General features: G+C 74.1%; 24 protein-coding genes and 2 pseudogenes. 14 read left to right on the top strand and 12 right to left on the bottom strand.

All coding sequences use genetic code 11. The annotated features are described in order from the left end of the window. Positions 1–140 precede the first annotated feature (140 nt). From AB0G08_RS01005 to AB0G08_RS00990, 4 genes are all read left to right on the top strand, one after another. Positions 141–3890, top strand: coding sequence for a multifunctional oxoglutarate decarboxylase/oxoglutarate dehydrogenase thiamine pyrophosphate-binding subunit/dihydrolipoyllysine-residue succinyltransferase subunit (locus AB0G08_RS01005; protein WP_358081252.1), 3750 nt, complete (start codon positions 141–143; stop codon positions 3888–3890). Between the two features lie 154 nt (positions 3891–4044). Continuing rightward, positions 4045–4224: a DUF6104 family protein gene (locus tag AB0G08_RS01000; protein ID WP_358081249.1), complete on the top strand. Its 180-nt coding sequence runs from the start codon at positions 4045–4047 to the stop codon at positions 4222–4224. An 84-nt stretch (positions 4225–4308) separates the two neighbouring features. Beyond that, positions 4309–6381: a phosphate acetyltransferase gene (gene pta / locus AB0G08_RS00995; RefSeq protein ID WP_358081247.1), complete on the top strand. Its 2073-nt coding sequence runs from the start codon at positions 4309–4311 to the stop codon at positions 6379–6381. Continuing rightward, complete coding sequence (locus AB0G08_RS00990; RefSeq protein WP_358081244.1) at positions 6378–7517, top strand: acetate kinase; 1140 nt, start codon at positions 6378–6380, stop codon at positions 7515–7517. Before pta ends, AB0G08_RS00990 begins: the two co-directional genes overlap by 4 nt. Before the next feature lie 149 nt (positions 7518–7666). Here AB0G08_RS00990 and AB0G08_RS00985 read toward each other — a convergent pair whose 3' ends face one another. After that, the gene (locus tag AB0G08_RS00985) at positions 7667–7837 is read right to left on the bottom strand and encodes a hypothetical protein (RefSeq protein ID WP_358081241.1); all 171 of its coding nucleotides are present in this window, start codon (positions 7835–7837) and stop codon (positions 7667–7669) included. Positions 7838–7995: 158 nt separating this feature from the next. On the opposite strand from AB0G08_RS00985, the gene AB0G08_RS00980 reads away from it, so the two are divergent. The 3 genes from AB0G08_RS00980 to AB0G08_RS00970 all read left to right on the top strand — a co-directional run bounded on the left by AB0G08_RS00980 (position 7996) and on the right by AB0G08_RS00970 (position 10663). Further along, complete coding sequence (locus AB0G08_RS00980) at positions 7996–8886, top strand: alpha/beta hydrolase (RefSeq protein WP_358081238.1); 891 nt, start codon at positions 7996–7998, stop codon at positions 8884–8886. A 95-nt stretch (positions 8887–8981) separates the two neighbouring features. Beyond that, positions 8982–9515, top strand: coding sequence for an aminoglycoside adenylyltransferase (locus AB0G08_RS00975; RefSeq protein WP_357870503.1), 534 nt, complete (start codon positions 8982–8984; stop codon positions 9513–9515). Positions 9516–9679: 164 nt separating this feature from the next. Then, positions 9680–10663 (top strand): chlorophyllase, encoded by a 984-nt coding sequence (locus AB0G08_RS00970; RefSeq protein WP_358081235.1) that lies wholly within the window; start codon positions 9680–9682, stop codon positions 10661–10663. An 81-nt stretch (positions 10664–10744) separates the two neighbouring features. Here the strand turns inward: AB0G08_RS00970 and AB0G08_RS00965 are convergent, their stop codons facing one another. The 3 genes from AB0G08_RS00965 to AB0G08_RS00955 form a co-directional block, all read right to left on the bottom strand. Next, a complete protein-coding gene (locus AB0G08_RS00965; RefSeq protein WP_358081232.1) occupies positions 10745–11707 on the bottom strand; it encodes a zinc-binding dehydrogenase in 963 nt (320 codons plus the stop codon). A gap of 96 nt (positions 11708–11803) precedes the next feature. After that, positions 11804–12976, bottom strand: coding sequence for an NADP-dependent malic enzyme (locus AB0G08_RS00960; RefSeq protein ID WP_358081230.1), 1173 nt, complete (start codon positions 12974–12976; stop codon positions 11804–11806). Between the two features lie 140 nt (positions 12977–13116). Continuing rightward, the gene (locus AB0G08_RS00955) at positions 13117–13467 is read right to left on the bottom strand and encodes a S24 family peptidase (protein WP_121399681.1); all 351 of its coding nucleotides are present in this window, start codon (positions 13465–13467) and stop codon (positions 13117–13119) included. Between the two features lie 86 nt (positions 13468–13553). Between AB0G08_RS00955 and sodN the strand changes: the two genes are divergently transcribed. The 3 genes from sodN (at position 13554) to AB0G08_RS00940 (ending at position 14962) form a co-directional block, all read left to right on the top strand. Continuing rightward, positions 13554–13958 (top strand): superoxide dismutase, Ni, encoded by a 405-nt coding sequence (gene sodN / locus AB0G08_RS00950; RefSeq protein WP_088998581.1) that lies wholly within the window; start codon positions 13554–13556, stop codon positions 13956–13958. Between the two features lie 62 nt (positions 13959–14020). Further along, positions 14021–14530 (top strand): GNAT family N-acetyltransferase, encoded by a 510-nt coding sequence (locus AB0G08_RS00945; RefSeq protein ID WP_358081577.1) that lies wholly within the window; start codon positions 14021–14023, stop codon positions 14528–14530. A gap of 24 nt (positions 14531–14554) precedes the next feature. Further along, the gene (locus AB0G08_RS00940; RefSeq protein ID WP_357870514.1) at positions 14555–14962 is read left to right on the top strand and encodes an ATP-binding protein; all 408 of its coding nucleotides are present in this window, start codon (positions 14555–14557) and stop codon (positions 14960–14962) included. A gap of 46 nt (positions 14963–15008) precedes the next feature. Here the strand turns inward: AB0G08_RS00940 and AB0G08_RS00935 are convergent, their stop codons facing one another. Next, positions 15009–15398 (bottom strand): hypothetical protein, encoded by a 390-nt coding sequence (locus AB0G08_RS00935; RefSeq protein ID WP_357870517.1) that lies wholly within the window; start codon positions 15396–15398, stop codon positions 15009–15011. Positions 15399–15441: 43 nt separating this feature from the next. Between AB0G08_RS00935 and AB0G08_RS00930 the strand changes: the two genes are divergently transcribed. Then, positions 15442–16392, top strand: coding sequence for a diacylglycerol kinase family protein (locus AB0G08_RS00930; protein ID WP_358081227.1), 951 nt, complete (start codon positions 15442–15444; stop codon positions 16390–16392). Between the two features lie 451 nt (positions 16393–16843). After that, on the top strand, positions 16844–17101 hold the full coding sequence (locus AB0G08_RS00925; protein ID WP_007072794.1) for a WhiB family transcriptional regulator: 258 nt from the start codon (positions 16844–16846) through the stop codon (positions 17099–17101). Between the two features lie 118 nt (positions 17102–17219). On the opposite strand, the gene AB0G08_RS00920 is transcribed toward AB0G08_RS00925, so the two are convergent. From AB0G08_RS00920 to AB0G08_RS00905, 4 genes are all read right to left on the bottom strand, one after another. Continuing rightward, positions 17220–17960: a CbiX/SirB N-terminal domain-containing protein gene (locus AB0G08_RS00920; RefSeq protein ID WP_358081574.1), complete on the bottom strand. Its 741-nt coding sequence runs from the start codon at positions 17958–17960 to the stop codon at positions 17220–17222. 62 nt (positions 17961–18022) lie between these two features. Then, entirely contained in the window at positions 18023–18808 is a 786-nt protein-coding gene (locus AB0G08_RS00915; RefSeq protein ID WP_358081224.1) for a phosphoadenylyl-sulfate reductase, read from the bottom strand. Further along, positions 18805–18963 carry an IS1 family transposase gene (locus tag AB0G08_RS00910; protein ID WP_121399684.1) on the bottom strand — a complete coding sequence of 53 codons (159 nt, stop codon included), beginning with the start codon at positions 18961–18963 and terminating at the stop codon, positions 18805–18807. The genes AB0G08_RS00915 and AB0G08_RS00910 overlap by 4 nt, the downstream gene beginning before the upstream one ends. Before the next feature lie 70 nt (positions 18964–19033). Continuing rightward, positions 19034–20749 (bottom strand): nitrite/sulfite reductase, encoded by a 1716-nt coding sequence (locus AB0G08_RS00905; RefSeq protein WP_358081221.1) that lies wholly within the window; start codon positions 20747–20749, stop codon positions 19034–19036. A 328-nt stretch (positions 20750–21077) separates the two neighbouring features. On the opposite strand from AB0G08_RS00905, the gene AB0G08_RS00900 reads away from it, so the two are divergent. Both AB0G08_RS00900 and AB0G08_RS00895 read left to right on the top strand, forming a co-directional pair. Then, positions 21078–21206, top strand: a complete 129-nt coding sequence (locus tag AB0G08_RS00900; protein WP_358081218.1) for a hypothetical protein — start codon at positions 21078–21080, stop codon at positions 21204–21206. Between the two features lie 131 nt (positions 21207–21337). Next, positions 21338–22774 carry a glycosyltransferase family 39 protein gene (locus AB0G08_RS00895; protein WP_358081571.1) on the top strand — a complete coding sequence of 479 codons (1437 nt, stop codon included), beginning with the start codon at positions 21338–21340 and terminating at the stop codon, positions 22772–22774. 308 nt (positions 22775–23082) lie between these two features. On the opposite strand, the pseudogene AB0G08_RS00890 reads toward AB0G08_RS00895, so the two are convergent. From AB0G08_RS00890 to AB0G08_RS00880, 3 genes and pseudogenes are all read right to left on the bottom strand, one after another. Then, positions 23083–23337 (bottom strand): annotated as a pseudogene (locus AB0G08_RS00890) (ATP-binding protein); the annotation flags it as partial. A 270-nt stretch (positions 23338–23607) separates the two neighbouring features. After that, positions 23608–24861, bottom strand: a pseudogene (locus AB0G08_RS00885) (histidine kinase N-terminal domain-containing protein); the annotation flags it as partial. 25 nt (positions 24862–24886) lie between these two features. Continuing rightward, positions 24887–25918, bottom strand: a complete 1032-nt coding sequence (locus tag AB0G08_RS00880; protein ID WP_357870640.1) for an SIS domain-containing protein — start codon at positions 25916–25918, stop codon at positions 24887–24889. Positions 25919–25956: the final 38 nt, after the last annotated feature.

Raw genomic sequence — 25956 nt, 5'->3', positions numbered from 1 at the left:
ACCGGCCACCCGGTGGAGGCGGAAATGCCTGTGCCATCCGTACGGCGTAGCCTGGGAGCCGTCTCGTGCGCGCTCGAAGGCAGGGCGTCACCGGACACCGCGTGACACACAAACCCGCGTGAAAGAGGCGATTACCGGCCGTGTCGACCCAGCAGACTTCGCAGGAGAACCCACTGGCGGGTTTCGGCCCGAACGAGTGGATCGTCGAGGAGATGTACCAGCGCTACCTCGCCGACCCCACCAGCGTCGATTCGGCCTGGCACGACTTCTTCGCGGACTACCGCCCGGCGCCCGGCGCCGGGAAGCCGCGCGGAGCTGAGCAGGCCCCGAAGCCGGCCGCCAAGCCGGAGCCCGCCGGGCAGCAGGAGGCGGCCACCGCGGTCGCGCAGCCGGCGGAGAAGAAGCCGGCGGAGAAGAAGCCGGAGCCCAAGGCGGAGCCCAAGCCCGCGCAGCCCGCCGCCAAGGCCGCCCCGGCCAGGCCGGCGCCCGCGAAGGCGGCCCCCGCCAAGCCCGCGGCGGCCAAGCCGACCGCCACCGGCCCGCAGACCACCCCGCTGCGCGGCGTGGCGGCGAAGATCGTCCAGAACATGGACGCCTCGCTGGCCGTGCCGACCGCCACGAGCGTGCGCGCCGTCCCGGCCAAGCTGCTGGTCGACAACCGCATCGTGATCAACAACCACCTCACCCGTGGGCGCGGTGGCAAGGTCAGCTTCACCCACCTCATCGGGTACGCGATGGTCCGCGCCCTGGTCGCCCACCCGGAGATGAACAACTCCTTCGCCGAGGTCGACGGCAAGCCGACCATGGTCCGGCCGGAGCACGTCAACCTGGGCATCGCGATCGACCTGACCAAGCCGGACGGCAGCCGCAACCTGGTGGTCCCCTCCATCAAGGCCTGCGAGCAGATGGACTTCCGGCAGTTCTGGCAGGCGTACGAGGACGTGGTCCGGCGCGCCCGCCGCAACGAGCTGACCATGGACGACTACTCGGGCACGACGATCTCGCTGACCAACCCGGGCGGCATCGGCACCGTGCACTCGATGCCGCGGCTCATGCAGGGCCAGAGCGCGATCATCGGCGTGGGGGCGATGGAGTACCCGGCCCCCTACCAGGGCATGTCCGAGGCCACCCTGGCCGAGCTGGCCGTCAGCAAGGTCATCACCCTCACCAGCACGTACGACCACCGGATCATCCAGGGCGCCCAGTCCGGCGAGTTCCTCAAGGTCATGCACGAGCTGCTGCTCGGCGAGCACAACTTCTACGACCAGATCTTCACCTCGCTGCGCATCCCCTACGAGCCGGTGCGCTGGATGCGCGACGTGGCGGTCAACAATGAGGGCCAGATCAACAAGACCGCCCGGGTGCACGAGCTGATCCACGCCTACCGCGTGCGCGGCCACCTGATGGCCGACACCGACCCGCTCGAGTTCAAGATCCGCAAGCACCCCGACCTGGACGTGCTCCAGCACGGGCTGACCCTCTGGGACCTCGACCGCGAGTTCCCGGTCAACGGCTTCGCCGGCAAGCAGCGGATGAAGCTGCGCGACATCCTCGGCGTGCTGCGCGACTCGTACTGCCGGCGCGTCGGCATCGAGTACATGCACATCCAGGACCCGGAGGAGCGGCGCTGGATCCAGGAGCGGATCGAGCGCAAGTACGAGAAGCCGTCGCCCGAAGAGCAGAAGCACGTGCTCAACCGGCTCAACGCCGCCGAGGCGTTCGAGACCTTCCTCCAGACCAAGTACGTCGGGCAGAAGCGCTTCTCGCTGGAGGGCGGCGAGTCGCTGATCCCGCTGCTCGGCGAGGTGCTGGAGGCCTCCGCCGAGGGCGGGCTGGACGAGGTCGTCATCGGCATGGCCCACCGTGGCCGGCTCAACGTGCTGGCCAACATCGTCGGCAAGCCGTACGAGAAGATCTTCTCGGAGTTCGAGGGGCACCTGGACCCGCGCTCCACCCAGGGCTCCGGCGACGTGAAGTACCACCTGGGCCAGAACGGCAAGTTCACCACGCCCGACGGCGACCACGCGGTCAAGGTCTCGGTGGTGGCGAACCCGTCGCACCTGGAGGCCGTCGACCCGGTGCTGGAGGGCATCGTCCGGGCCAAGCAGGACCGGATAGACCTCAAGCTGGAGGGCTACACCGTGCTGCCGCTGGCGGTGCACGGTGACGCCGCCTTCGCCGGCCAGGGCGTGGTCGCCGAGACCCTCAACCTCTCGCAGCTGCGCGGCTACCGCACCGGCGGCACCGTCCACGTGGTGGTCAACAACCAGGTCGGCTTCACCACCGCCCCGGAGTACAGCCGCTCCAGCCTCTACAGCACCGACGTCGCCCGGATGATCCAGGCGCCGATCTTCCACGTCAACGGCGACGACCCCGAGGCCGTGGTCCGGGTCGCCCGGCTGGCCTTCGAGTACCGGCAGACGTTCAACAAGGACGTCGTCATCGACATGGTCTGCTACCGCCGGCGCGGGCACAACGAGGGCGACGACCCGTCGATGTCCAACCCGCAGATGTACAAGATCATCGACTCGAAGCGGTCCGTCCGGAAGCTCTACACCGAGGAGCTGATCGGGCGCGGCGACATTACTGTGGAGGACGCGGAGGAGCTGCTGCGCGACTACCAGTCGCAGCTGGAGCGGGTCTTCAAGGCCACCCGCGACGCGGCCACCACGCCCCGGCAGCTCAGCCGCCCCAAGCGGGAGGACGAGCCGGAGCCGCAGGTGGAGACCGCCACCGTCGCCGCCGTCGTCAGGGCCGTCGGCGAGGCCCACGTCAACCTGCCGGAGGGCTTCACCCCGCACAAGCGCATCCAGCAGCTGCTCGACCGGCGGGCCAAGATGTCCGTCGAGGGCAACATCGACTGGGGCTTCGGCGAGATCATCGCGTTCGGCACGCTGCTGCACGACGGGGTCACCGTCCGGCTCGCCGGGCAGGACTCCCGCCGGGGCACCTTCGTGCAGCGGCACGCCTCCGTGGTGGACGCCCAGACCGGCAACGACTACCTGCCGTTGCAGTCGCTGACCGGCGACGGGGAGCGGTCCCGGTTCTTCGTGCACGACTCCCTGCTCAGCGAGTACGCGGCGATGGGCTTCGAGTACGGCTACTCGGTGGAGAACATCGACGCGCTGGTCTGCTGGGAGGCGCAGTTCGGCGACTTCGTCAACGGCGCCCAGTCGGTGATCGACGAGTTCATCTCCTCCGGCGAGGTCAAGTGGGGCCAGCGCTCCGCGGTCACCCTGCTGCTGCCGCACGGCCACGAGGGCCAGGGCCCGGACCACACCTCCGGCCGCCCGGAGCGGTTCCTGCAGATGTGCGCCGAGGACAACATGCGGGTGTCCATCCCGACCACCCCGGCGAACTACTTCCACCTGCTGCGCCGCCAGGCGCTGTCGCCGAAGCGCAAGCCGCTGGTGGTGTTCACGCCGAAGTCGCTGCTGCGGCACAAGCTCTGCGTCTCCCCGGTGGAGGACTTCACCACCGGCACCTTCCAGCCGGTGCTGCCCGACTCGGGTGCCCCGGCGCCGGAGCAGGTGAAGCGGGTGCTGCTCTGCTCGGGCAAGGTCTACTACGACCTGTTCCAGGCCCGCAACGAGCGCGGCGTCACCGACACCGCGATCATCCGGATCGAGCAGCTCTACCCGATGCCGGTCGAGGAGATCCGGGCCGCCCTGGCGGCGTACCCGAACGCCGAGGACTTCGCCTGGGTGCAGGAGGAGCCGGCCAACCAGGGAGCCTGGTCGTTCGTCGCGCTCAACCTGCTGGAGCACCTGGCGGACGTCCGGCTGCGCCGGATCTCCCGCCCGGCGGCGGCGGCCCCGGCCGTCGGCTCGGCGAAGATGCACGAGGTCGAGCAGACCGCGCTGATCGAGGCGGCCCTGCCCCGCCCGTGACCTGACGCACCACCGCCGACCGGGGCAGGGACCGTCACGACGACGGCTCTGCCCCGGTCGGCGTCCGGCCTCCCCCCGCCCGGGCGGTCCGGCCGGTGTCCACGGCACGGGTCGGACGACCCGGACGCCCCACAGACGAGCGAGGAACGACAGCATGTACTTCACGGACCGCGGGATCGAGGAGCTGGTGCAGCGGCGCGGCGAGGAGTCCGTCAGCGTCGAGTGGCTCGGCGAGCGCCTGCGCGACTTCGTCGACCTGAACCCCGAGTTCGAGACCCCGATCGAGCGCTTCGCCACCTGGCTCGCCCGCCTCGACGACCCCGACGACGAGTAGCCCGGCCACGACAGGGCCATGTTTCCGTGATCAACGGGTACCTGGACCCGAGCCGGGTGCCCGGCGATCTTCTAGGGTGGGTGCGTGGCGCGGAGTGTGTACCTGACCAGCGTGGGGTCCGGCGGCGGGAAGTCGACAATCGCCCTCGGCCTGGCGGAGCTGTTGTCCCGGCAGGTCGAGCGGATCGGCGCGTTCCGGCCGCTGGTGCGCGGGGACGGTCCCGACCCGATCCTCGCCCTGCTCAGTGACCGCTACCGGATCGAGCTGCCGCTGGCCGACCTGAGCGGCACCAGCTACGCCGAGGCGACCGCGCTGGTCGCCGACGGGCGGCGGGAAGAGCTCGTCACCGGCATCGTCGAGCGGTACCGGGAGGTCGAGCGGCGCTGCCCCGCCGTGGTCGTGGTGGGCAGCGACTTCGCCGACGGCGGCGACGGGGCCGGTCCCCGCGAGCTGGCCTTCAACGCCCGGCTGGCCACCGAGTTCGGCAGCGTGGTGGTGCCCGTCGTCGACGGCTTCGGGCAGGAGCCGGCGGCGATCGCGGCCGCCGCGCGCGGGGCGTACCACGATCTGGAGGACCTCGGGGCGACGGTGCTGGCGGTGATCGCCAACCGGGTTCCCGGCCCGATGACGCTGCCCGAGCTGCCCGTCCCCACGTACGCCATCCCGGAGGTGCCGACCGTCTCGGCGCCGACGGTGGCCGAGGTGGCGGCGGCGCTCGGCGCCACCCTGCTCGCCGGCGACGACGACGCGCTCAGCCGCGACGTGCTCGACTACGTGGTCGGCGCGGCGCACGTGCCGACGCTGCTGGACCACCTGACCGAGGGCGCGCTGGTGATCACCCCGGGCGACCGGGCCGACCTGCTGGTGGCGGCGAGCGCCGCGCACGTGGCCGGGCAGGTCTCGGTCTCGGGGTTGGTGCTGACCCTCGGCGAGCAGCCGGACCCGCGGGCGATGCGGCTGGTCGAGGGGCTCAACACCGGGCTCGCGGTGCTCTCCGTGCCCAGCGACAGCTACGACACCGTCGCCGCGTCCAGCCGGATCGAGGGCCGACCCAGCGCGGCCAACCCGCGCAAGGTGGAGGCCGCGCTCGGCGCGTTCGAGCGCTGCGTGGACACCGACGACCTGGCCCGCCGGCTGCGGGTCAGCCGCTCCGAGCGGGTCACCCCGCTGATGTTCGAGTACGACCTGATCGACCGCGCCCGGGCCCGGCGCCGGCACCTCGTGCTGCCCGAGGGGGCGGAGGAACGGATCCTGCGGGCGACGGAGATCCTGCTGCGCCGGGGCGTCGCCGACATCACCCTGCTCGGCCGCCCGGACGACATCGCGCGGCGCACCCGCGAACTGGGCATCGACATCACCGGCGCGCAGGTGGTCGACCCCGTCACCAGCGAGTGGCGCGACGAGTTCGCCGCCACGTACGCCGAGCTGCGCGCGCACCGCGGCGTGACCCTCGACCTGGCCCACGACATCGTCGCCCAGCCCAACTACTTCGGCACCCTGATGGTGCAGACGGGCCACGCCGACGGGATGGTCTCCGGCGCGACCCACACCACCGCCGCCACCATCCGGCCCGCGTTCGAGATCATCCGGAACGTGCCGGGCGTCTCGGTCGCCTCCAGCGTCTTCTTCATGCTGCTCGCCGACCGGGTGCTGGTCTACGGCGACTGCGCGGTCAACCCCGACCCGGACGCCGCCCAGCTCGCCGACATCGCCATCTCCTCGGCGGAGACCGCCGCCCGGTTCGGCATCGAGCCGCGGGTCGCGATGCTCTCCTACTCCACCGGCAGCTCCGGGGCGGGCGCCGACGTGGAGAAGGTCGCGGCGGCCACCAAGCTGGTCCGCGAGCGCCGGCCCGACCTGCTCGTCGAGGGGCCGATCCAGTACGACGCGGCCATCGACCCGGCGGTGGCGGCGACCAAGCTGCCCGGCAGCGACGTCGCCGGCCGGGCCACGGTCTTCATCTTCCCGGACCTGAACACCGGCAACAACACGTACAAGGCGGTGCAGCGCTCGGCCAGGGCGGTGGCCGTCGGGCCGGTGATGCAGGGCCTGCGCCGACCGGTGAACGACCTGTCCCGGGGCGCCACCGTGCCGGACATCGTCAACACCGTGGCGATCACCGCCATCCAGGCCGCCGCCACCGAGGAGTCGTCATGAACGGTCCCGCCGCCCCGCAGGAGCGGGTCCTCGTCCTCAACTGCGGGTCGTCGTCGGTGAAGTTCCGGCTCTTCGACGGCGACCGGGTGGTCGACAAGGGCACCGTGGAGCGGGTCGGCGAGGCTGGCGGCGGGCCGGCCGACCACGAGACCGCCGTCCGGGGCATCCTCGACGGGCTGGACCTGACCGGGCTGGCCGCCGTCGGGCACCGGGTGGTGCACGGCGGGAAGCGGTTCGGCGAGCCGGTGCTGATCGACGACGCGGTGCTGACCGCGATCCGCGACCTGGTCCCGCTCGCGCCGCTGCACAACCCCGGCAACCTGACCGGCATCGAGGTCGCCCGGGCGGCGCTGCCGGAGGTGCCGCAGGTCGCCGTCTTCGACACCGCGTTCCACCACACCCTGCCCGAGGCCGCCGCGACCTACGCGATCGAGCGGGACACCGCCGAGCGGTACGGCATCCGGCGCTACGGGTTCCACGGCACCTCCCACGCGTACGTGTCGCGGCGCACCGCCGAGCTGCTCGGCCGCCCGTACGCGGAGGTGAACACGATCACCCTGCACCTCGGCAACGGCGCGAGCGCCTGCGCGGTGGCCGGGGGCCGGAGTGTGGCCACCTCGATGGGGATGTCCCCGCTGGAGGGCCTGGTGATGGGCACCCGCAGCGGCGACCTGGACCCGACCGTGATCTTCCACCTGCGCCGGGAGGGCGGGCTCTCCGTCGACGAGATCGACGACCTGCTCAACCACCGCAGCGGCCTGCTCGGGCTGACCGGCGCCAACGACATGCGCGAGGTGCTCACGCGCCGGGCGGACGGCGACCCGGCGGCGGCGCTCGCCTTCGACGTCTACTGCCGGCGGATCACCGGCTACGTCGGGGCGTACTACGCCCTGCTCGGCCGGGTGGACGCGGTCACCTTCACCGCCGGCGTCGGCGAGCACGCCGCGCCGGTCCGCGCCGCCGCCCTGGCCGGCCTGGACCGGCTCGGCATCGCGGTGGACCCGGAGCGCAACGCCGCCGCCGGCGACCGGGTCATCTCGCCCGAGGGCGCCGAGGTGACCGTCTGCGTCGTCGGCACCGACGAGGAGCGCGAGATCGCCCTCCAGACCCGCGCGGTGGTCGACGCGGCCGGCTGACCGCCCCGCCCGCGCGCGTCAGTCCGGGCCGGCCAGGCTGGCGCCCGCCCCGGGTCGCCCCCGGGGCCCACCACGGGTCACCCAGGGCTTGCCACGGGTCGCCCCGGACTTGCCACGGGTCGCCCGGGGCGCACCGCGGGTCGCCCCGGTCAGCTCAGGGCGAGCCAGGCGAGCAGGGCGACCACCACGACGGCGACCGCCGCCGCGCCGACGAGCATCGGCGTCCGGGACGCGCCGGCCGGCGCCTCGGGCTCGGCGGTGTGGGCGAAGGCGCGGAACGCCGCGGTGTTGCCGCTCGGGTCGGTCTGGTTCTCAGGCATGGCGGTGACCCTAGCCAAGCCCTCTCCGCGCCGCCGTCCACCGCGCGCGCCCCGGCGTCAGGTCGAGCCGGCCGGTGGAGACGATCCGGCCAGGTGGCGGGGACGTCCGGTCCGGACGGCGGGGCCGGTCCGGGCCGTCGGGCACCTACCGTGAAGCGGTGGGGATCAAGCGGCTGGTCGCCGTGCTGACGATGACGCTGCTGGCCGGTTGCGCCCCGGCGGCCACCGCCGCGCCCGGCGCACCGCCGCCGGCCCGTCCGGCGCCCACGGCGGCCTACGCCGTCGGCGTACGCACCTTCACCGTCGACCCGGCCTCGGCGCGCCCCCTGCCGGTGACCGTCTGGTACCCGGCCGACGGCGGCGCGGTGGCCGCCGGGCGCTTCCCCGTGGTGGTCTACAGCCACGGGCTGCACAGCCTGCCCGAGCTGCACGCCGGGCTGACCGCCCGCTGGGCCGCCGCCGGGTTCGTGGTGGCCGCCCCCGCCTACCCGCACACGCGGCGCGGCACGGCCCGGTTCAGCCGCGCCGACGTACGCCACCAGCCGGCCGACGGCTGGCGGCTGATCCGGCACCTGGTGCGGCTCGACGCCCAGGCCGGGGACCCGCTCGCCGGGCACCTCGACGTCGCCCGGGTCGCCGCCGCGGGCCACTCGGCGGGCGGCTTCACCACGGCCGGCATGTTCACCTCCGGGCGGTCGGGGCGGCTGCGCGCCGGCATGGTGATCGCCGGGGGCGGGATGGCCGGCAGCTTCGCCGGGCCGGCGGCCCCACTGCTCTTCGTGCACGGCACGGCGGACCGGATCGTGCCGTTCACGGTCGGCCGCGCCGCCTACCAGCGCACGACCGGCCCGACCGCCTTCCTGAGCCTGCTCGGGCAGGGCCACGGCGAGTACCTGACGCCGGGGTTGCCGGGCTTCGACCAGGTCCTCGCCACCACCACCGACTTCCTTCGCTGGACGCTCTACGGCGACCAGGCCGCCGGCCGCCGCCTGCCCGGCGACGCCCACTCCCCCGGCGTGACGGCGTTCGAGACCCGCCCCACCGGCTGACCCGCCGTCCCGGCCCCGGGCGCGGGCCAGGCGGGTGTGGCGACCGGGCGCGTAACGCCGTGGCGCGGGGCGGACCGCCGGGCTACGGTGCCGCCGTGGACGGTCTCGCGGGGCGGCAACTGGATGGCATCGCCGAGCTGGCCGGGCTGGCGTCGGCGGCCGGCATCGAGGTGTGGCTGCGGGGCGGCTGGGCGATGGACTTCCACCTGGGCGAGGTGACCAGGCCGCACGTCGACGTCGACTGGTACTGCTGGCGCGCCGACGCCGACCGGCTGGCCGGCCTGCTGCGCGGGCACGGTTGGCGGCCCGACCCGCGGATGCCCGTCGACGTGCAGCTCGACCTGATCCGCGACGACGTCGAGATGAGCCTCGCGTACCTGGCGCGGGACGCGACGGGGCAGGTGGTGGTGGGCGCCGGCCCGTGGACGGGGACGGCGCTGCCGGACGGGATGCTGACCGGTCCGCCCGGTCGAATCGGCCCGCTGACCGTCCCGATGATCTCGGTGGCCGCCCAGATCGAGTTCAAGGAGATGTTCCCCGTCTGGATGCCGGACCGGCCCCGCCGGGCGAAGGACGCCGCCGACCTGACCCGCCTGCGCGCCACCGGTGCTGCCGAGCGGCATTCATGATCGGTTGACGCTCCGCCGGGCTCGGAGCCGCGTACCGCCCGGGCCGACGTCAACGGATCATGGGGACGGGCCCGTGGACCCCGGCCAGACGGGGCGGGATGTGGGCGGGGTCACCGCGTCGATCCTCGGCGGGCGGGGGCGCACCGCGAGGCACAATCGTTCCCATGCCCCGTCGTGTCACCCCTGCCCTGCTCGCCTCCGCGCTGCTCACCGCCGGTCTGGTCGGCTGCTCCGACGACGCCGGGTCTGCCCCGAAGGCGGCGGTCCCGCAGGCCACGGCCCCGGCGCCGCCCACACAGGCGGTCGCCCCCACCCCGCGGGTGCCCGCCGGCACCGCGCCCGACCGGGCCTTCGCCGTCGGCGTACGTCAGCTGAAGCTGAACCGCGACGGCGGCCGGCCGCTGCCGGTGACCGTCTGGTACCCGGCGGCCGGGAGGCCCGGTGGGCAGCCGGAGCGGTCGGCGGACGCCGCCACGGGGAAGTTCCCCGTCGTCATGTTCAGCCACGGGCTCAACGGTCGACCGGCGGACTACGGGACGCTGCTGACGCGCTGGGCGGCGGCCGGGTTCGTGGTGGCCGCGCCGACCTTCCCGCACACCGCCCGGGGCGGCGACGGCAACGTGCTCGACGTGCTCAACCAGCCGGCCGACGTGTCGTACGTGCTGACCGAGGTGCTCGCACTCGACGCCCGCGCCGGCGACCCGCTGCGCGGCCGGCTGGCCACGGACCGGGTGGCGGCGGCCGGGCACTCGGCCGGTGGGGTGACCACCATTGGCCTCTTCACCGCCGGCCGGGACGAGCGGCTGGACGCCGGGGTGGTCTTCGCCGGCACGGCGCTCGGGGTCGGCACCGCCTTCGCGGGCGCCGCCGCCCCGCAGCTCTTCGTGCACGGCGAGGCCGACGAGGTGGTCGAGTACGCCGCCGGCAAGGCCGCCTACGACAAGGTGCCCTGGCCGAAGGCGATGCTGAGCCTGCCGAAGGGCGACCACGGCCGGGCGCTGCTCAGCGACGGCGCCGCGCTGCGGGTGGTCTCGGACACCACGGTCGAGTTCCTGCGCTGGTCGCTCTACGGCGACCAGGCCGCCAAGGGCCGCATCCTCACCGACGCCGCCCGCGACGACATCGCCACCCTCGACAACCGCCTCTAGACCGACGGTGGCCGCCCCGCGGGCGACCACCGTGCCGGCCGGTCCCGGTCGTCATGGCCGGGGAGGCGAGCGGTCCCGGCCTCAGGCGGTGTGGTCGACGACGACCTTGCCGAAGACGTCGCCGGAGTGCAGGCGGGCGAAGGCGTCGGCGACCCTGCTGAACGGGACCACCGTGTCCACCACCGGGCGCACGCCGCGCTCGGCGCAGAACGCGAGCAGGGCGGCCAGCTCGTCGGGGGTGCCCATCGAGGTGCCCAGGATCTCCAGCTGCATGGCGAAGACGCGGCGCAGGTTGACCTTCGGCTCGTGCCCGGCGGTGGCGCCGGAGACCACGATCCGGGCCATCGGCGCGGCGGACTTCAGCGAGTGGTCGAAGGTGGCCGCCCCGACCGTCTCGACGACCACGTCGACCCGTTCCGGCAGCCGCGCGCCGGGCTCGACGGCGGTGGCGCCCAGCTCGGCGATCCGTTCCCGCTTGGCGGCGTCGCGGCTGGTCGCGTACACCCGCTTGCCCATCGCGGCGGCGAGGGCGACGGCCGCCGTGGCCACGCCCCCGCCGGCGCCCTGGACCAGCACGGCGTCGGCCTCGTCGACCCGCCCCTTGGTGGTCAGCATCCGCCACGCGGTCAGCCAGGCGGTCGGCAGGCAGGCCGCGTCCGCCGCCGCCAGCCCCGCCGGCAGGGCCAGCAGGTTCGACCGGGGTACGGCCACCCGCTCGGCCAGCGTGCCGGGGAAGTGCTCCGAGAGGATGGAGATGCCGCGCGGGTCGCCCGGGGTGGGGATCACCGGGTAGACGACGACCTCGTTGCCGTCCGGGTCCACCCCGACGGCGTCGCAGCCGAGGATCATGGGCAGCTGCTCCGCGCGCAGCCCGACCCCCCGCAGCGACCAGAGGTCGTGGTGGTTGAGGGAGCTGGCCCGCACCTGCACGGTCACCCAGTCGTCGGCCGGGTGGGTCGGCTCGGGCTGCTCGCCGACGGCGAGCGCGGCGAGCGGGTTGGCGTCGTCGAAGCGGGAGACGAAGGCGGCACGCATGATCGGCACGGTAACAAGCCGAGCCCCCGACAAGAAGGGCACACGGGTGTGGGATGGGCTCCTTCCTGCCACCCGGGCGGCAGGAAGGAGCCCCTTACGCGTCCTCTAGCGGGTGACGCCGTCGCGGCGGGCGGCCTCGGCCACGGCCGCGGCCACCGCGGGGGCGACCCGGGGGTCGAGCGGGGACGGGACGATCGCCTCGGCGGTGAGCGACTCGGCCACCACGCCGGCGATGGCGTCGGCGGCGGCGACCTTCATCCCGTCGGTGATCCGGGTGGCCCGGGCGTCCAGGGCGCCCCGGAACACGCCCGGGAAGGCCAGCACGTTGTTGATCTGGTTCGGGTAGTCGCTGCGGCCGGTGGCGACGACCGCCACGTGCCGGGCGGCCACCTCCGGGTGCACCTCGGGCGTCGGGTTGGCCAGCGCGAAGACGATGCCGCCGGGGGCCATGCCGGCGATCGCCGCCTCCGGGATCTGCCCGCCCGAGACGCCGATCAGCACGTCCGCGCCGCGCAGCGCCTCGGTGACGTCGCCCTCGCGACCGCCGGCGTTCGTGCTCGCCGCCAGGTCGGCCTTGGTGCCGGTCAGCCCGGACCGGTGCCGGCCGATGATCCCCTTGGAGTCGCAGACGACCACCTGGTCGGGGTTCACCCCGCCGGCGATCAGCATCTTCGTCACCGCGACCCCGGCCGCGCCGGCGCCGCTGACCGTCACCCGCAGGTCGCCGAGCTTGCGGTCGAGCAGCGTGGCGGCGTTGCGCAGGGCGGCGAGCACGACGATCGCGGTGCCGTGCTGGTCGTCGTGGAAGACCGGGATGTCCAGGGCCTCGTCCAGGCGGCGCTCCACCTCGAAGCAGCGCGGGGCGCTGATGTCCTCCAGGTTGATCCCGCCGAACGACGGGGCGAGCGCGCGCACCACGGCCACGATCTCGTCCACGTCCTGGGTGTCCAGGCAGACCGGCACCGCGTCGACCCCGGCGAACTGCTTGAACAGCACCGCCTTGCCCTCCATCACCGGCAGCGCCGCGCGCGGGCCGATGTTGCCCAGCCCGAGTACGGCCGAGCCGTCGGTGACGACCGCGACGGTGTGCGACACCCAGGTGTAGTCGTCGGCGAGCGTCGGGTCGGCGGCGATCGCTTCGCACACCCGGGCCACGCCCGGGGTGTACGCGAGGGAGAGGTCCTCCCGGCTGGTCAGCGGGACGGTCGAGGCGACGGCCATCTTGCCGCCCCGGTGCAGTCGGAAGACGGGATCAGCGGGGTCCACGGTGGACGACATGGTGACTCCAGGATCTGTCGAGCAGACGGAGCGGCCGGCGCGGGCGCGAGGTGAAGCGCCGAGCAACGGCACGCGGTGCGGGGGTCACCCGGGCACGTTTCGAGCATAGTGTCGCCACCGTCACATTGATGTGAGCGGGGTCATATCCGCCGCGGGCGCACCCGCGCGGGCCGGGGCCAGTAGCGGGCGACCACCCGGCCCCGCACGTCGGCCACCCCGTACGCCCGGGAATCGTCGGTGACCAGGTCGTTGTCGCCGCGCAGCCACCAGCCGCCGTCCTGGGCGCGGACGGCGCGTTTGACGACGAGCAGGTCAGGGCGGCTGCGGAAGACCGCAACCACGACGTCGCCGGGGCGCACGGCCCGGCCGCCGGGGCGGACCAGCACCGCGTCGCCGTGCCGCAGCGTGGGCGACATGGACGGACCGGTCACCAGCACGGCGGTCAGCGGCCACCGCAACCGGGGGCCCACCGCCGGGTAATCGGTCCCCATCGGTTTCCCCTCCACCCGGCCTCCCCGGAGCGCGTCCAGGAGTAATGTCGTCTTGGATCATCGCAAACTTCCCATGGAGGATCCTGATGCGACTTCCGCGCATCCTTACGCCCCGCGTGACCGCCAGCGCCCACTGCGACCTGCCCTGCGGCGTCTACGACCCGGCCCAGGCCCGGATCGAGGCCGAGTCGGTGAAGGCGATCTGCGAGAAGTACCAGGCCAACACCGACCCCGAGTTCCGCACCCGCGCCATCCTGATCAAGGAGCAGCGCGCCGACCTGGTGAAGCACCACCTGTGGGTGCTGTGGACCGACTACTTCAAGCCGGCCCACTTCGAGAAGTACCCGCACCTGCACCAGCTGTTCAACGAGGCCACCAAGCTGGCCGGCGCCGCCGGCGCGAAGGGCGGCACCGACCCGTCCAAGGCCGACGAGCTGCTCCAGAAGATCGACGAGATCTCCAAGATCTTCTGGGAGACCAAGCAGGCGTGACCCTCACCGGTCCGCCGACGATCCGGCCGGCACGTCCCGAGGACGTGCCGGCCGTCGTCGCGATGGTGCACGAACTGGCGGAGTACGAACGCGCCGCCGACCAGTGCCACCTCACCGAGGAGCAGCTCACCGCCGCCCTGTTCGGGACCGCTCCGGGCGGCGCGGCGTCGGACGCGCCGAGCCGGAGCAGTCGTGGCCCGGCGCTGCACGGCCACGTGGCCGTGGACGGCCGGGACCAGCCGTTCGGGTTCGCGCTCTGGTTCCTCAACTTCTCCACCTGGGCCGGCGTGCACGGCATCTACCTGGAGGACCTCTACGTCCGCCCGGCCGCGCGCGGCACCGGGGCGGGTCGGGCGCTGCTGGCCACCCTCGCCGCGATCTGCGTGGAGCGGGGCTACCAGCGGCTGGAGTGGAGCATGATCGACTGGAACCCCGCCGCCGGCTTCTACGCCTCGATCGGCGCGCGGCCGACGGACGAGTGGGTCCCCTACCGCCTCAGCGGGGACGCCCTGACCGCCCTCGCCGCACAGGGACGTGGCGGTCCCCACACGTCCGGGCGACCGAGCGGGTAGAGTCCCCGACCGGGGGGATGAGTGGTGACTCAACTGACCGGGCAGCCGACGACCGACGACGACGTCGTGCACCTCACCGTGCCCGCGGACGGGGGCTACCTCGGGGTGCTACGTACCGCGACCGCGGGGCTCGCGGCGCGGCTCCAGTTCGCCCTCGACGAGATCGAGGACCTGCGCATCGCCGTCGACGAGGCGTGCGCCATGCTGCTCGCCATCGCCACCCGCGACGCGGAGCTCGACTGCCGCTTCGCGGTCACCGACGACGCGCTCACCGTGGAGGTGACCGTGCCGACCGTCCGCGGCGCCACGCTCCCCGCCGAGTCGTCCTTCGCCTGGAAGGTGCTCACCGCGCTGACCACGTCGGCGGCCGCGACGGCCGGCGACGGCCGGGCCACCATCTCGCTGCTCACCCGGCGCGCCTCCCACTACTGACCGGCCGCCCGCCCGGCGCCGCGCCCGGGACGGGCCCGGCGGGGGGTCACTCGAAACCGAGGGCCCGGGTGGTGGGGGTGCTGACCATCAGGGCGGTCACGCCGAGGCCGAGCGCCATCAGCGGTACGCCGAGCCACGCCATTCCGCCCTGGACCATGAACCACCCGATCGGCAGCAGCATCAGCTGGAGCACGATCGCCGGGGCCCGGGCTCCCGCCCGCCGGCGCGTCAGCGCGCCGCCCAGCGCCCAGAGGGCCGCCGCCGCGCCGATCGCGAACGCGGTCACCAGCAACGCCGACGTGAGGTCGGTGGTGGTGGCGGTGAGGTCGGCCCAGAGCAGCCACGCGGCGACCAGTCCCACGGCGACCGCCTCTGCCCGCAGCAACCGGACCGCCCAGCGGAGGGTGACGGGGATCGGGTCGGAGTCGATGGTCACGCGCGCCACGATACCCGTGGCGGTGCGCGGTACAGTGCCGCCCATGCGGGCCGTCCTGGTGGTCAATCCGAAGGCCACCACCACCAGCGAGCGCAGCCGGGACGTCCTGGTCCGGGCACTGCGCAGCGAAGTCGATCTCTCCGTGCGCTACACCCGTCGGCGGGGGCACGCGACCGCGCTGGCCCGCGAGGCGGCCGAGGAGGGCGTCGACGTCGTCGTCACGCTCGGTGGCGACGGCACGGTCAACGAGGTGGTCAACGGCCTGATGACGGCGCAGCCGCCGACCATGCCGACCGGCATCACGCCGGCCGAACGGCTGCCCGCCCTCGCGACCGTGCCGGGCGGCTCCACGAACGTCTTCGCGCGGGCGCTGGGCCTGCCCCGGGACTGGCCGGACGGCACCAGCATGATCCTGGAGGGCCTGCGGCTGGGCCGGTACCGGACGATCGGGCTCGGCCGGGCCGACGACCGCTACTTCACCTTCTGCGCGGGCTTCGGCGTCGACGCGGCGGTCATCCACCGGGTGGAGCAGGCCCGCCGGCGGGGCCGGGTGTCGACGCCCGCCCTCTACTTCCGGTCCACCGTCGCCCAGTACTTCCTCAACTCCGACCGCCGCCACCCGGCGATCAGCCTGGAGCGCCCGGGCGAGCTGGCGGAGGGCGAGCTGGCGACGGTCATCATCCAGAACACCGCGCCGTGGACGTACCTGGGCGACCGCGAGGTCAACCCGAACCCGGAGGCGTCGTTCGATCTGGGCCTGGACGTGCTCGCCCTGCGACAGCTGCGGGTGGCCAGCACGACACGCACAGTGACGCAGTTCTTCTCCCGGACGCCGGATCCGCACGGCCGCCAGGTGCTGCGGCTGCACGATGTCGCGGAGTTCACCCTGGTCTCGGCCCGGCCGCAGGCGTTCCAGCTCGACGGCGACTACCTTGGCGAGCGGGAGAAAGTCAGATTCACATCCATTCCCGCCGCACTGAGAGTAATCTGCTAGGTCTCGGGTACTGCCGTAGGTCGACGCGGTCGCGACACCAGACCGATGCGACGGCCGCCACACCGAGGGGCAGGTGCCGGAAATGTCAGCAATGTCACGCGGACTGTACTATATTGATCCTCGACAGTGGTACGCCGGGTAACCAGGAAGGCGCTGGAATCCGGACAAAGGGGTTGTGGGCTTGCTCACCGCCCGGAGTTTTTCCGAGCGTCACCCTTGACATCCCGGGCGTTCGTGAAAGTATTCACAAGCGAACTTGAGTTACCGGGACATTGCCTGGATACGCTCGTCAGGTTGAGCTGTTCCAGCAGGTCCGCGGGGCCGACACAGCCTGCTCACGCACTGCCGAATAGGCGTACGCGAACCGTAACCATTCGGCGCTGCGGATGCATATAGGAAAAGCAACAGAAGCAATATCTGCCACCCACCCAGAATGAGGAGTGTTGCCGCCATGGACTGGCGTCACCATGCTGTCTGCCGCGACGAGGACCCGGAGCTGTTCTTCCCGATCGGGACGTCCGGGCCGGCTCTCCTGCAGGTCGAGCAGGCCAAGGCCGTCTGCCGGCGCTGCTCCGTGACCGACCAGTGCCTGCAGTGGGCGCTGGAGTCCGGTCAGGACGCCGGCGTCTGGGGCGGGATGAGCGAGGAGGAGCGGCGGGCTGTCAAGCGCCGCGGTGGCCTCCGGGTGCTGCGCGCTCACTCCGCCTGATCCCCACGCACCAGCGAGACGCCCCGGCCGGGTACGCCCGCCGGGGCGTCTCGCTGTCCGCACACCCGTCTCCGCTGTCCGCACACCGGTCTTCGTACCCGCCGGACGCCTCTTTTGATCATGGACGGGCCGTGAGCCCGGCCACCCGGCCGGCGGCGTCCACGCGCCGCAGGACCAGGTCGGCCAGCTCCGGCGCGTCGGTCAGCGGGGCCGACACCGCCACCGCCCCGGCACCCCGCGCCGCCACGGAAACGGCGTCGTGGAACAGGCCCGGGGCCAGGAAGTACGCCGACACGGCCACCCGCTCGGCGCCCCGGGCCCGCAGCCGCGCCACCGCCGCCGCGACGGCCGGCGGGGCCGCCGAGGCGTACGACACACGGGTGGGCACACCGAGACCGACGCGCAGCGCGGCGGCCACCCGCCCCACCGACCCGCGCGCCCGGGCGTCCCTCGTGCCGGCCGCCGCCAGCACCAGCGCGTCGAACCGCCCCGGCCCCGCCTCGCCCAACCGTCGGCGCAGCCCCGCCAGCAGGCCGGCGTCCACCTCGCCGTCGGCGGGACCGAGCACGTCGGTCACCCGTACCGCGATCGGTGGTCCCGCCTCCCGGGCGGCCGCGACCGCCGCCGGGACGTCCACCCGCCGGTGGTACGCCGCGGTGAGCAGCAGCGGCACCAGCACCGCCCGGGGGTGCCCGGCGGCGGCCAGGCTCCGCAGCACGCTCGTCGGTCCCGGCTCGGTGTGATCGAGCCAACTCGCCAGCACCGGCGTGCCCGGCCGGGCGGCCGACACGGCCCGGGCCAGCGCCCGGGTCGCCTCGGCGGCCCTCGGGTCCCGGCTGCCGTGGGCGACCAGGACCACCGGGTCGGCCGCCCCCGACGGCCCGGGCGCTGCCCACGCGGGAGCGCCCGGGACCGGCCCGGTCAGACGTGCAGTCCGCACTCGGTCTTCTCGAACATGGCCCAGCGGCCGGCCCGGGGGTCCTCCCCCGCCTTCGTACGGCGGGTGCACGGCCAGCAGCCGATCGAGCCGTAGCCCTGCTTGAACAGCTCGTTGACCGGCACGTTCCAGCGGGCGACGTAGGCGTCCACGTCGGCCTGCCGCCAGGCCGCGATCGGGTTGACCTTGACCTTGCCCCGCCGGGCGTCGAAGGTCACCACCGGCGTGTTCGCCCTGGTCGGGGACTCGTCCCGGCGCAGCCCGGCGGCCCAGGCGTCGTAGCCCGCGAGTGCCCGCTCCAGCGGCTCCACCTTGCGCAGCTGGCAGCAGTCGTCCGGGGCCTTGTTGAACAGGCGCGGGCCGTACTGGCCGTCCTGCTGGCCCACGGTCAGTCGCGGCCGGATCGACCGGACGTTGACCGGCAGCGTCCGGGCCACCTCGTCGCGGACCCGGAGCGTCTCCGGGAAGTGCAGTCCGGTGTCGAGGAAGACCACGTCCACCCCCGGGGCGACCCGGGAGACCAGGTGGGCCAGCACGGCGTCGGCCATGGAGCAGGTGACGCAGAACCGGTCGCCGAAGGTCTCGGCCGCCCAGCGCGCGATCTCCAGCGCCGGCGCCCCCTCCAGCTCCCGGCCGGCCTCCTCGGCCAGCGCGCGCAGCTCGCCGGGGTCGCGCCGGGTCTCCTCGGCCGGCGCCGGACCGCCCGGGCCAACCAGGCCCAGGCCCGCCGCGGAGACGAGGCCGGGCCGGTCGCCCGTCCCCCCGCTCACCGGGCCACCGCCCGGCCGAGCAGGCCGGTGAACTTCACCGTGAACACCCGGGCGCACGCGTGGCACTCCCAGGCGCCGTGGCCGGCCTCGCTCGGCCGCAGGTCCTCCTCGCCGCAGTACGGGCAGTACAGCGGCGCGGAACGCGTCTCGCTCATCGCGTCACCTCGCCACGCCCGGCACCGCGACGAAGGACACGGAGTCCGCTGACTCGCTCGCTGTGCTCGCTCATCGGAGTTCCTCCTCGTCGACCCTGATCACCCAGTTGGCGAACGTCTCGCCCGCCGCCCGGCCGGCCAGGTAACGCCGGGCCAGCCGCTCCACGTACGCCGGAAGCTCGTCGGCGGTGGTCTTCAGGCCGCGCAGCTTGCGGCCGAACCCGGCCTTCTGCCCCTCGGCCATGCCGAGCCCGCCGCCGAGGTGGACCTGGAAGCCCTCCACCTGGGTGCCGTCCGGGCCGACCACCAGCTGGCCCTTGAGGCCGATGTCGGCGACCTGGGTGCGGGCGCAGGCGTTGGGGCAGCCGTTGAGGTGGATGGAGATGTCGGCGTCGAAGTCGCGCAGCCGCTCCTCCAGCCGGGCCACCAGCTCCTCGCCGCGCGCCTTGGTCTCGACGATGGCCAGCTTGCAGTACTCGATGCCGGTGCAGGCCATGGTGCCGCGCCGCCAGGCCGACGGTTGCGCCTCCAGGCCCAGCCCGCGCAGCTGGCGCACCAGCGAGTCGGTCCGCTCCGGCGCCACGTCCAGCACCAGCAGCTTCTGGTACGGGGTGAGCCGCACCCGCCCGCTGCCGTGCGCCTCGACCACGTCGGCGAGCCGGGCGAGCTGCCCGCCCGAGACCCGCCCGACCACCGGGGCGGCCCCGACGTAGTTGCGCCCGTCGCGCTGCGGGTGCACGCCGATGTGGTCGACCGGCTTCTCCGGCAGCTCCGGGGCCGGCCCGTCGAGCAGGGCCCGGCCCAGGTACTCCTTCTCCAGCACCTCGCGGAACTTCTCCACGCCCCAGTCCGCGACCAGGAACTTCAGCCGGGCCCGGTTGCGCAGCCGGCGGTAGCCGTAGTCGCGGAAGATGCCGACCACGCCCGCCCAGACGTCCGGCACCTCGTCCAGGGACACCCAGACGCCGAGCCGCTGGGCCAGCATGGGGTTCGTGGAGAGGCCGCCGCCGACCCAGACGTCGAAGCCCGGGCCGTGGTCCGGGTGGTCCACCCCGAGGAAGGAGATGTCGTTCGCCTCGTACGGGGTGTCGACCAGCCACGAGATGGAGGTCTTGAACTTGCGCGGCAGGTTGGAGTACGCCTTGTCGCCGACGTACCGGCGGACGATCTCGTCCACCGCCGGCGTCGGGTCGACCAGCTCGTCGCGCGCCACCCCGGCGACCGGGCTGCCCAGCACGACCCGGGGGCAGTCGCCGCACGCCTCGGTGGTCTGCAGGCCGACGGACTCCAGCCGACGCCAGATCTCGGGCACGTCCTCGACCCGGATCCAGTGGTACTGGATGTTCTGCCGGTCGGTGATGTCGGCGGTGTCCCGGGCGAACTCGCGGGAGATGTCCGCGACCACCCGCAGCTGCGCCAGGTTGAGCTCGCCCCCGTCCACCCGGACCCGGAGCATGAAGAACTCGTCCTCCAGCTCGTGCGGCTCCAGCACGGCGGTGCGACCGCCGTCGATGCCCGCCTTGCGCTGGGTGTAGAGGCCCCACCAGCGGAACCGGCCGCGGAGGTCCTGCGGGTCGATCGAGGCGAACCCGTGGTGGGCGTAGATGTTCTCGATCCGGGCCCGTACGTTCAGCGGGTCGTCGTCCTTCTTGATCCGCTCGTTCGGGTTGAGCGGCTCGCGGTGACCGAGCGCCCACTGACCTTCCCCCCGGGGCCGGCGGGGGGCCCGGGCCGGTCGGGGGGACGTCGGGTCCCCGGCCCGGGCCGGAATGCTGCTGACCGCCATGGCGGCGTCCTCCGTTGTCTGCGGTGCCTCAGAGACACGCAAGGCGCGCGGCCGACCCGTCGGAACGGGCTGGCGACAACGGTGTCGGAGCAGCCGGCGCGAGGCGCGCCCGAGACAGATTGGTCGGGCGTCGTCAGTGGGCCGGACAGATCGCGCTGCGCACGCGGCCGTAATCGACGTGGCGGCGGGCCACGAAGCGGCGGACGACAGCGGCGGTCATGCAAGTCATGCTGCCACACCCACCAGGGGCCGGCCAACGAGCGCGTGCGGGATCCCACATCACGGGCCACCCCCCGGCCACGGCTGGTGCTAGGCCACGGTCGGTCTGGTGGAACGGGTCCAGCTCAGGCGCGGCGAGACCGGTCCGGGGGCCGAGCTCTACCGGCAGTCGCTGCGCGAGACGTTGCCCCGGCTCGTCGCCGCGTGCGGGAAGCACGGGGTCACGGTCGAGGAGTGACGCCGGTGCCCGATCGGCGGATCGGCGGATCGGCGGATCGGCGGATCGGACGGCCGGACTGTGTGACGCTGCGGTACGTGACCGGTTCCGCTGACCTGCCCGGCGCCCGCGTCCCGCCGACGCACGAGGCGGTGGGCGGGCCGGCTCACACGGGCCGGGTGATCTGGATCGGGCCGGCGCTGCTCACCCTGGCCGTCGTGCTGACCGGAATCGACCACGCGCAGCCGTGGCGCGACGAGTTGGCCACCTGGAGCGCCGCGAGCCGGTCGCCCGGGGACCTCGTCCGGCTCGCCGGCACCATCGACGCCGCCACCAGCCCCTACTACCTGTTCATGCACGCCTGGGTGGCCGTCTTCGGCGACTCGGTGACCGCGCTGCGGCTGCCCGCCGCACTGGCCATGGCCGCCACGGCCGGGCTGACCGCCGTCCTCGGGCAGCGGCTGCTCGGCACCCGGGCCGGGCTGCTCGCCGGGCTGCTCGCCGGGCTGCTCCTCGCGGTGCTCCCGGGCACCTCCCGGTACGGCCAGGAGGCCCGCCCGTACGCCCTGGCCACCCTCCTGGCGGTGCTGGCGACCCTGCTGCTGGTCGAGGCGACCACCCGACCCCGGTGGACGCGCTGGGCCGGGTACGCCGCCGCCGTGGCCGCGCTCGGGCTCACCCACCTGGTCGCGCTCACCCTGCTCGCCGCGCACGCGGTCACGGTGCTCGCCACCCGCCGTACGGCGCCGCCGAGCCGTCCGCTGCGCTGGGCGCTCGTCCTGCTGCCGACCGTACTGCTGCTGACACCGCTGGTGCTGATCGCCAGGGAACAGCGTTCCCGGCAGCTCGGTTGGGTGGAGACCGCCCGTCCCGACGACTTGGCCGCGCTCGCGGGCGGGGTGGCGCAGAGCGGGGTGGTGGGCGGGGTGCTGGTGGGGCTCGCGGCCCTCGGCGCGGCACGGTTGGGCCGACGCGCCCTGCTGCCCGGGCTCGCCGTCCTGCTGCCCGTGCTGCTGCTCTTCGCCGCGGGGCTGGTCGTGCCGCTCTGGGTGCCCCGGTACCTCGTCTTCGTGGTGCCCTTCGCCTGCCTGCTGGCCGGCGCGGCGCTGACGGCGGTGCCGCTGCCACCCGCGCTGGCCGTCGTCGCCCTGGCCGGGCTGCTCGGGCTGCCCGACCAGGCGGCGCTGCGGCGCACCCACGAGTGGCCGCGCAGCGCGACGGTGGACTACCGGGGCGTGGCCCGGATCGTCGCCGACGGTCAGCGGCCCGGCGACGCGGTCGTCTACTCCCCCCGGGAGAGCTGGCTCTTCCTCGACCTGGGACTCGCGTACCACCTCGGCGACCGTCGCCCCCGCGACGTGCTGGCGACGGAGGACCAGGCCCGCCGGGGCGACCTGTGGGCCGCCGAGTGCGCCCGCCCTGCCGAGTGCCTGGCCGGCGCGGAACGCCTCTGGCTGGTCGTGGCCGGCCGCCGCGACGATCCGCTGGCCGCCGTACCCGGCGCGAAGGGCGACGCGCTGCGCGCCGACTTCACCGTCGAACGGGTCTGGCCACGCCCGGGACTGACCGTAGCCCTGCTCACCCGCTGACCCACCGCCCCGCCCCTGCTCCCCTGCCCCCCTGCTCCCCTGGCCCCGTTCCCCTGGCCTCCGTCCCCGGTCCCGGTTCCTCGTCCCCGCCGCTCGTCCCCGCCGCTCGTCCCCGCCGCTCGTCGCCGCCCGCCGACACCGGCTCCTTCACCGGCTTGATCGTGTGACGGTGAGCCGGTGTAAAGGGCGCTCCCACACCGGTTTCCCAGCAACTGATCATGGCGCCCGACGGTGGCGGCGACGGCGACAACGACGGCGACGACGGCAGCGGCAGCGGCAGCGCGCACCGGCGTCGCCGTGCACCCGGGTCAGCCGGCGGAGCGGCCCTCCGGGGCGTTGCGCACCAGCGGAACGACGAGCGTCGCCTCGGTGCCGCCCTTCGCGCCGTCGCGCAGCTCGATGGTGCCGCGCAGCTCGCCGGTGACCAGCGCCCGGACGATTTGCAACCCGAGATTGCCGCCCCGCTCGGCGTCGAAGCCGGGCGGCAGCCCGCGCCCGTTGTCGGTGACCGAGACGTGCAGCATCTTGCGGAACCGGTGCGCCGACACCACCACCTCCGGCGCGACCGGACCAGCCGCCTCCGCCACGGCCGCAACGGGCGCTCCCAGAAAGCGCTGCTCAGCCGAGACGGGCGCTCCTGAAACGGGCGCTCCCGGGGTGTGCGGCTCAGCCGCGACCTCGGCGGGCGTCGCCGAGGCAGGCGCGGCCCCGGCAGGTGTCGCCCCTGCGGGCATCGCCCCAGCAGACGTCGCCGAGGCAGGCGTCGCCCCGGCAGGCGTCGCCGCAGCAGGGGTGCCGGGACCGGCCGGGCTGGCGGGCGTCTCGGCGTTCGACGGGAAGCCGTGCTCGACGGCGTTGAGCAGCAACTCGTTCAGCACCATCACCAGCGACGTGGCGACCTCGGCGGGAAGCACGCCGAAGCTGCCCTCGCGGCGCATGCCGACCGTGGCCTCGGTGGCCGCCACCTCCGTCGCGGCGCTGGCCACCCGGTCGACGATGCCGTCGAACTCGACCGCCTCGTCGCTGGACATGGAGAGGGTCTCGTGCACCAGCGCGATGGAGGCGACCCGGCGTACCGACTCCTCCAGGGCGACCCGGGCCTCCGGCATGGACACCCGGCGGGCCTGGAGCCGGAGCAGGGCGGCGACGGTCTGGAGGTTGTTCTTCACCCGGTGGTGGATCTCCCGGATGGTGGCGTCCTTGGTGATCAGGGCGCGGTCGCGGCGGCGTACCTCGGTGATGTCGCGGACCAGCACCAGCGCGCCGATCGGCACCCCGGCGGGCATCAGCGGCAGCGCCCGGGTGAGCATCGTCGCGCCGCGCGCGTCGATCTCCCGGCGGGGCGGCGCCTCGCCGCGCAGCGCGGCGAGGATGCCGTTCGCCGCGTCCGTGCCCTCCAGCGGGTCGCTCGCCAGCCGGCGGTGCAGCGCCGCCAGGTCCTCGCCCACCAGGTGGGAGGCGTAGCCCAGCCGCCGGTACGCCGACTGCGCGTTCGGGCTGGCGTAGGTGACCTTGCCGCCGGCGTCGAGCCGGACCAGCCCGTCGCCGACGCGCGGGGCCGACGTGGTCTCCCCGGGATGGCGCGGCGGCGGGAAGGTCCCGTCGGCGATCATCTGGGCCAGGTCGTCGGCGGTGGTGAGGTAGTTCAGCTCCAGCTGGCTCGGGGTGCGCGCGGTGGAGAGGTTGGTGTCCCGCCCCACCACGGCGATCACCTCGCCGGCCTCGCCGTCGGTGGTGCGCAGCCGAACCGGGATCGCCTCGTGCCGGGCCGGCACGTCGCCGTACCAGACCGGGTCGCCCTCCCGCCAGATCCGGCCCTGCCGGTGGGCCACCTCCAGGTGGGCCACCTCGGGCCCGCCGACGATCCGCCCCACCTGGTCGTCCAGGTACGCGGTGGGTGCGGTCGTCGGCCGGACCTGGGCGACGCAGAGGAACGCCCCGTCACCGTCCACGGGCACCCAGAGCAGCAGGTCGGCGAAGGACAGATCGGACAGCAACTGCCAGTCGCCGGCGATCCGGTGCAGGTGGTCGATGTCGGCCGGACGGAGGCGGGTGTGCTCCTCGGCGAGGTCGCGCAGCGTGGACACGCTGACCAGCGTGCCACGACGGGCGTCACATCGTCGCGGTGACCTTCTTCAGCCCGCGCGGTGCGTCCGGGTCCTCGCCCCTGGCGAGCGCGAGCGCCAGCGCCAGGCGCTGCAACGGCAGGATGTCCAGCAGCGGCGCGTACCGCTCGTCGACCTCGGGGACGGCCATCCGGGTGGCTCCCTCGACGTCGGCGGAGCCGACCACCACCACGTCGGCGCGGCGCTCGCCGAGCCGGGGCAGCACCTCGCCCATCGACCGGCCACCCGGCCCGGAGCCGACCACGGCGAGCACCGGCACGTCCGGGTCGGTCATGGCGAGGGGGCCGTGCAGCAGGTCGGCGCCGGAGAACGCGAGCGCCGGCAGGTAGGAGGTCTCCATCAGCTTCAGCGCGGCCTCGCGGGCGGTCGGGTACGCGTACCCGCGACCGGTCGTGACGAGCTGCCCGGCGAACCGGTAGCGGGGCGCGAGCTGGCCCGGGGTGGGGTCCTCCAGGGTGCGGGCGGCCAGCTCGGGCAGGGCGGCGAGCGCCTCGCGCTCGTCGGCGGGCAGCGCGCCGTCGCCGGCCCGGATGCCCTCGACGAGCATCAGCAGGGCGAGCAGCTCGGCGGTGTAGGTCTTGGTGGCGGCCACCGCGCGCTCGTGCCCGGCGGCGATGTCGACGCTGAGCTCGGCGACGCCGGTCAGCCGGGAGTCGGGCGCGTTCGTGACGGCGAGCGTCAGCGCGCCGGAGGCGCGGGCGGTCCGCAGCACCTCGGCCAGGTCGGGCGAGCCGCCGCTCTGGCTGACGCCGACGACCAGCGCGTCGGAGAGGTCCGGCCGGGCGCCGTAGAGGGTGACGACGCTGGGCGAGGCGAGGCCGGCGGGCAGGCCGAGCCGGATCTCGGTCAGGTACGCCCCGTAGAGGGCGGCGTGGTCGGAGGTGCCCCGGGCGGTGAAGACCACGTGCCGGGGGCGGCGCTCCGCGATGACCGCCGCGACCCGGGCGATCGCCCCGGCGTGCTCGGCGGAGAGCAGCCGCTCGTAGCCCGCCGGCTGCTCGTCGATGTCGGCGGCCATGCCAGCCCCTGCACGCGTCACGGAAACTCCTCCCACTG

This window comes from Micromonospora sp. NPDC023644 (assembly GCF_040640115.1).
Taxonomy (GTDB): Bacteria; Actinomycetota; Actinomycetes; order Mycobacteriales; family Micromonosporaceae; genus Micromonospora.
This window is presented reverse-complemented; position numbering and strand designations above follow the sequence as displayed.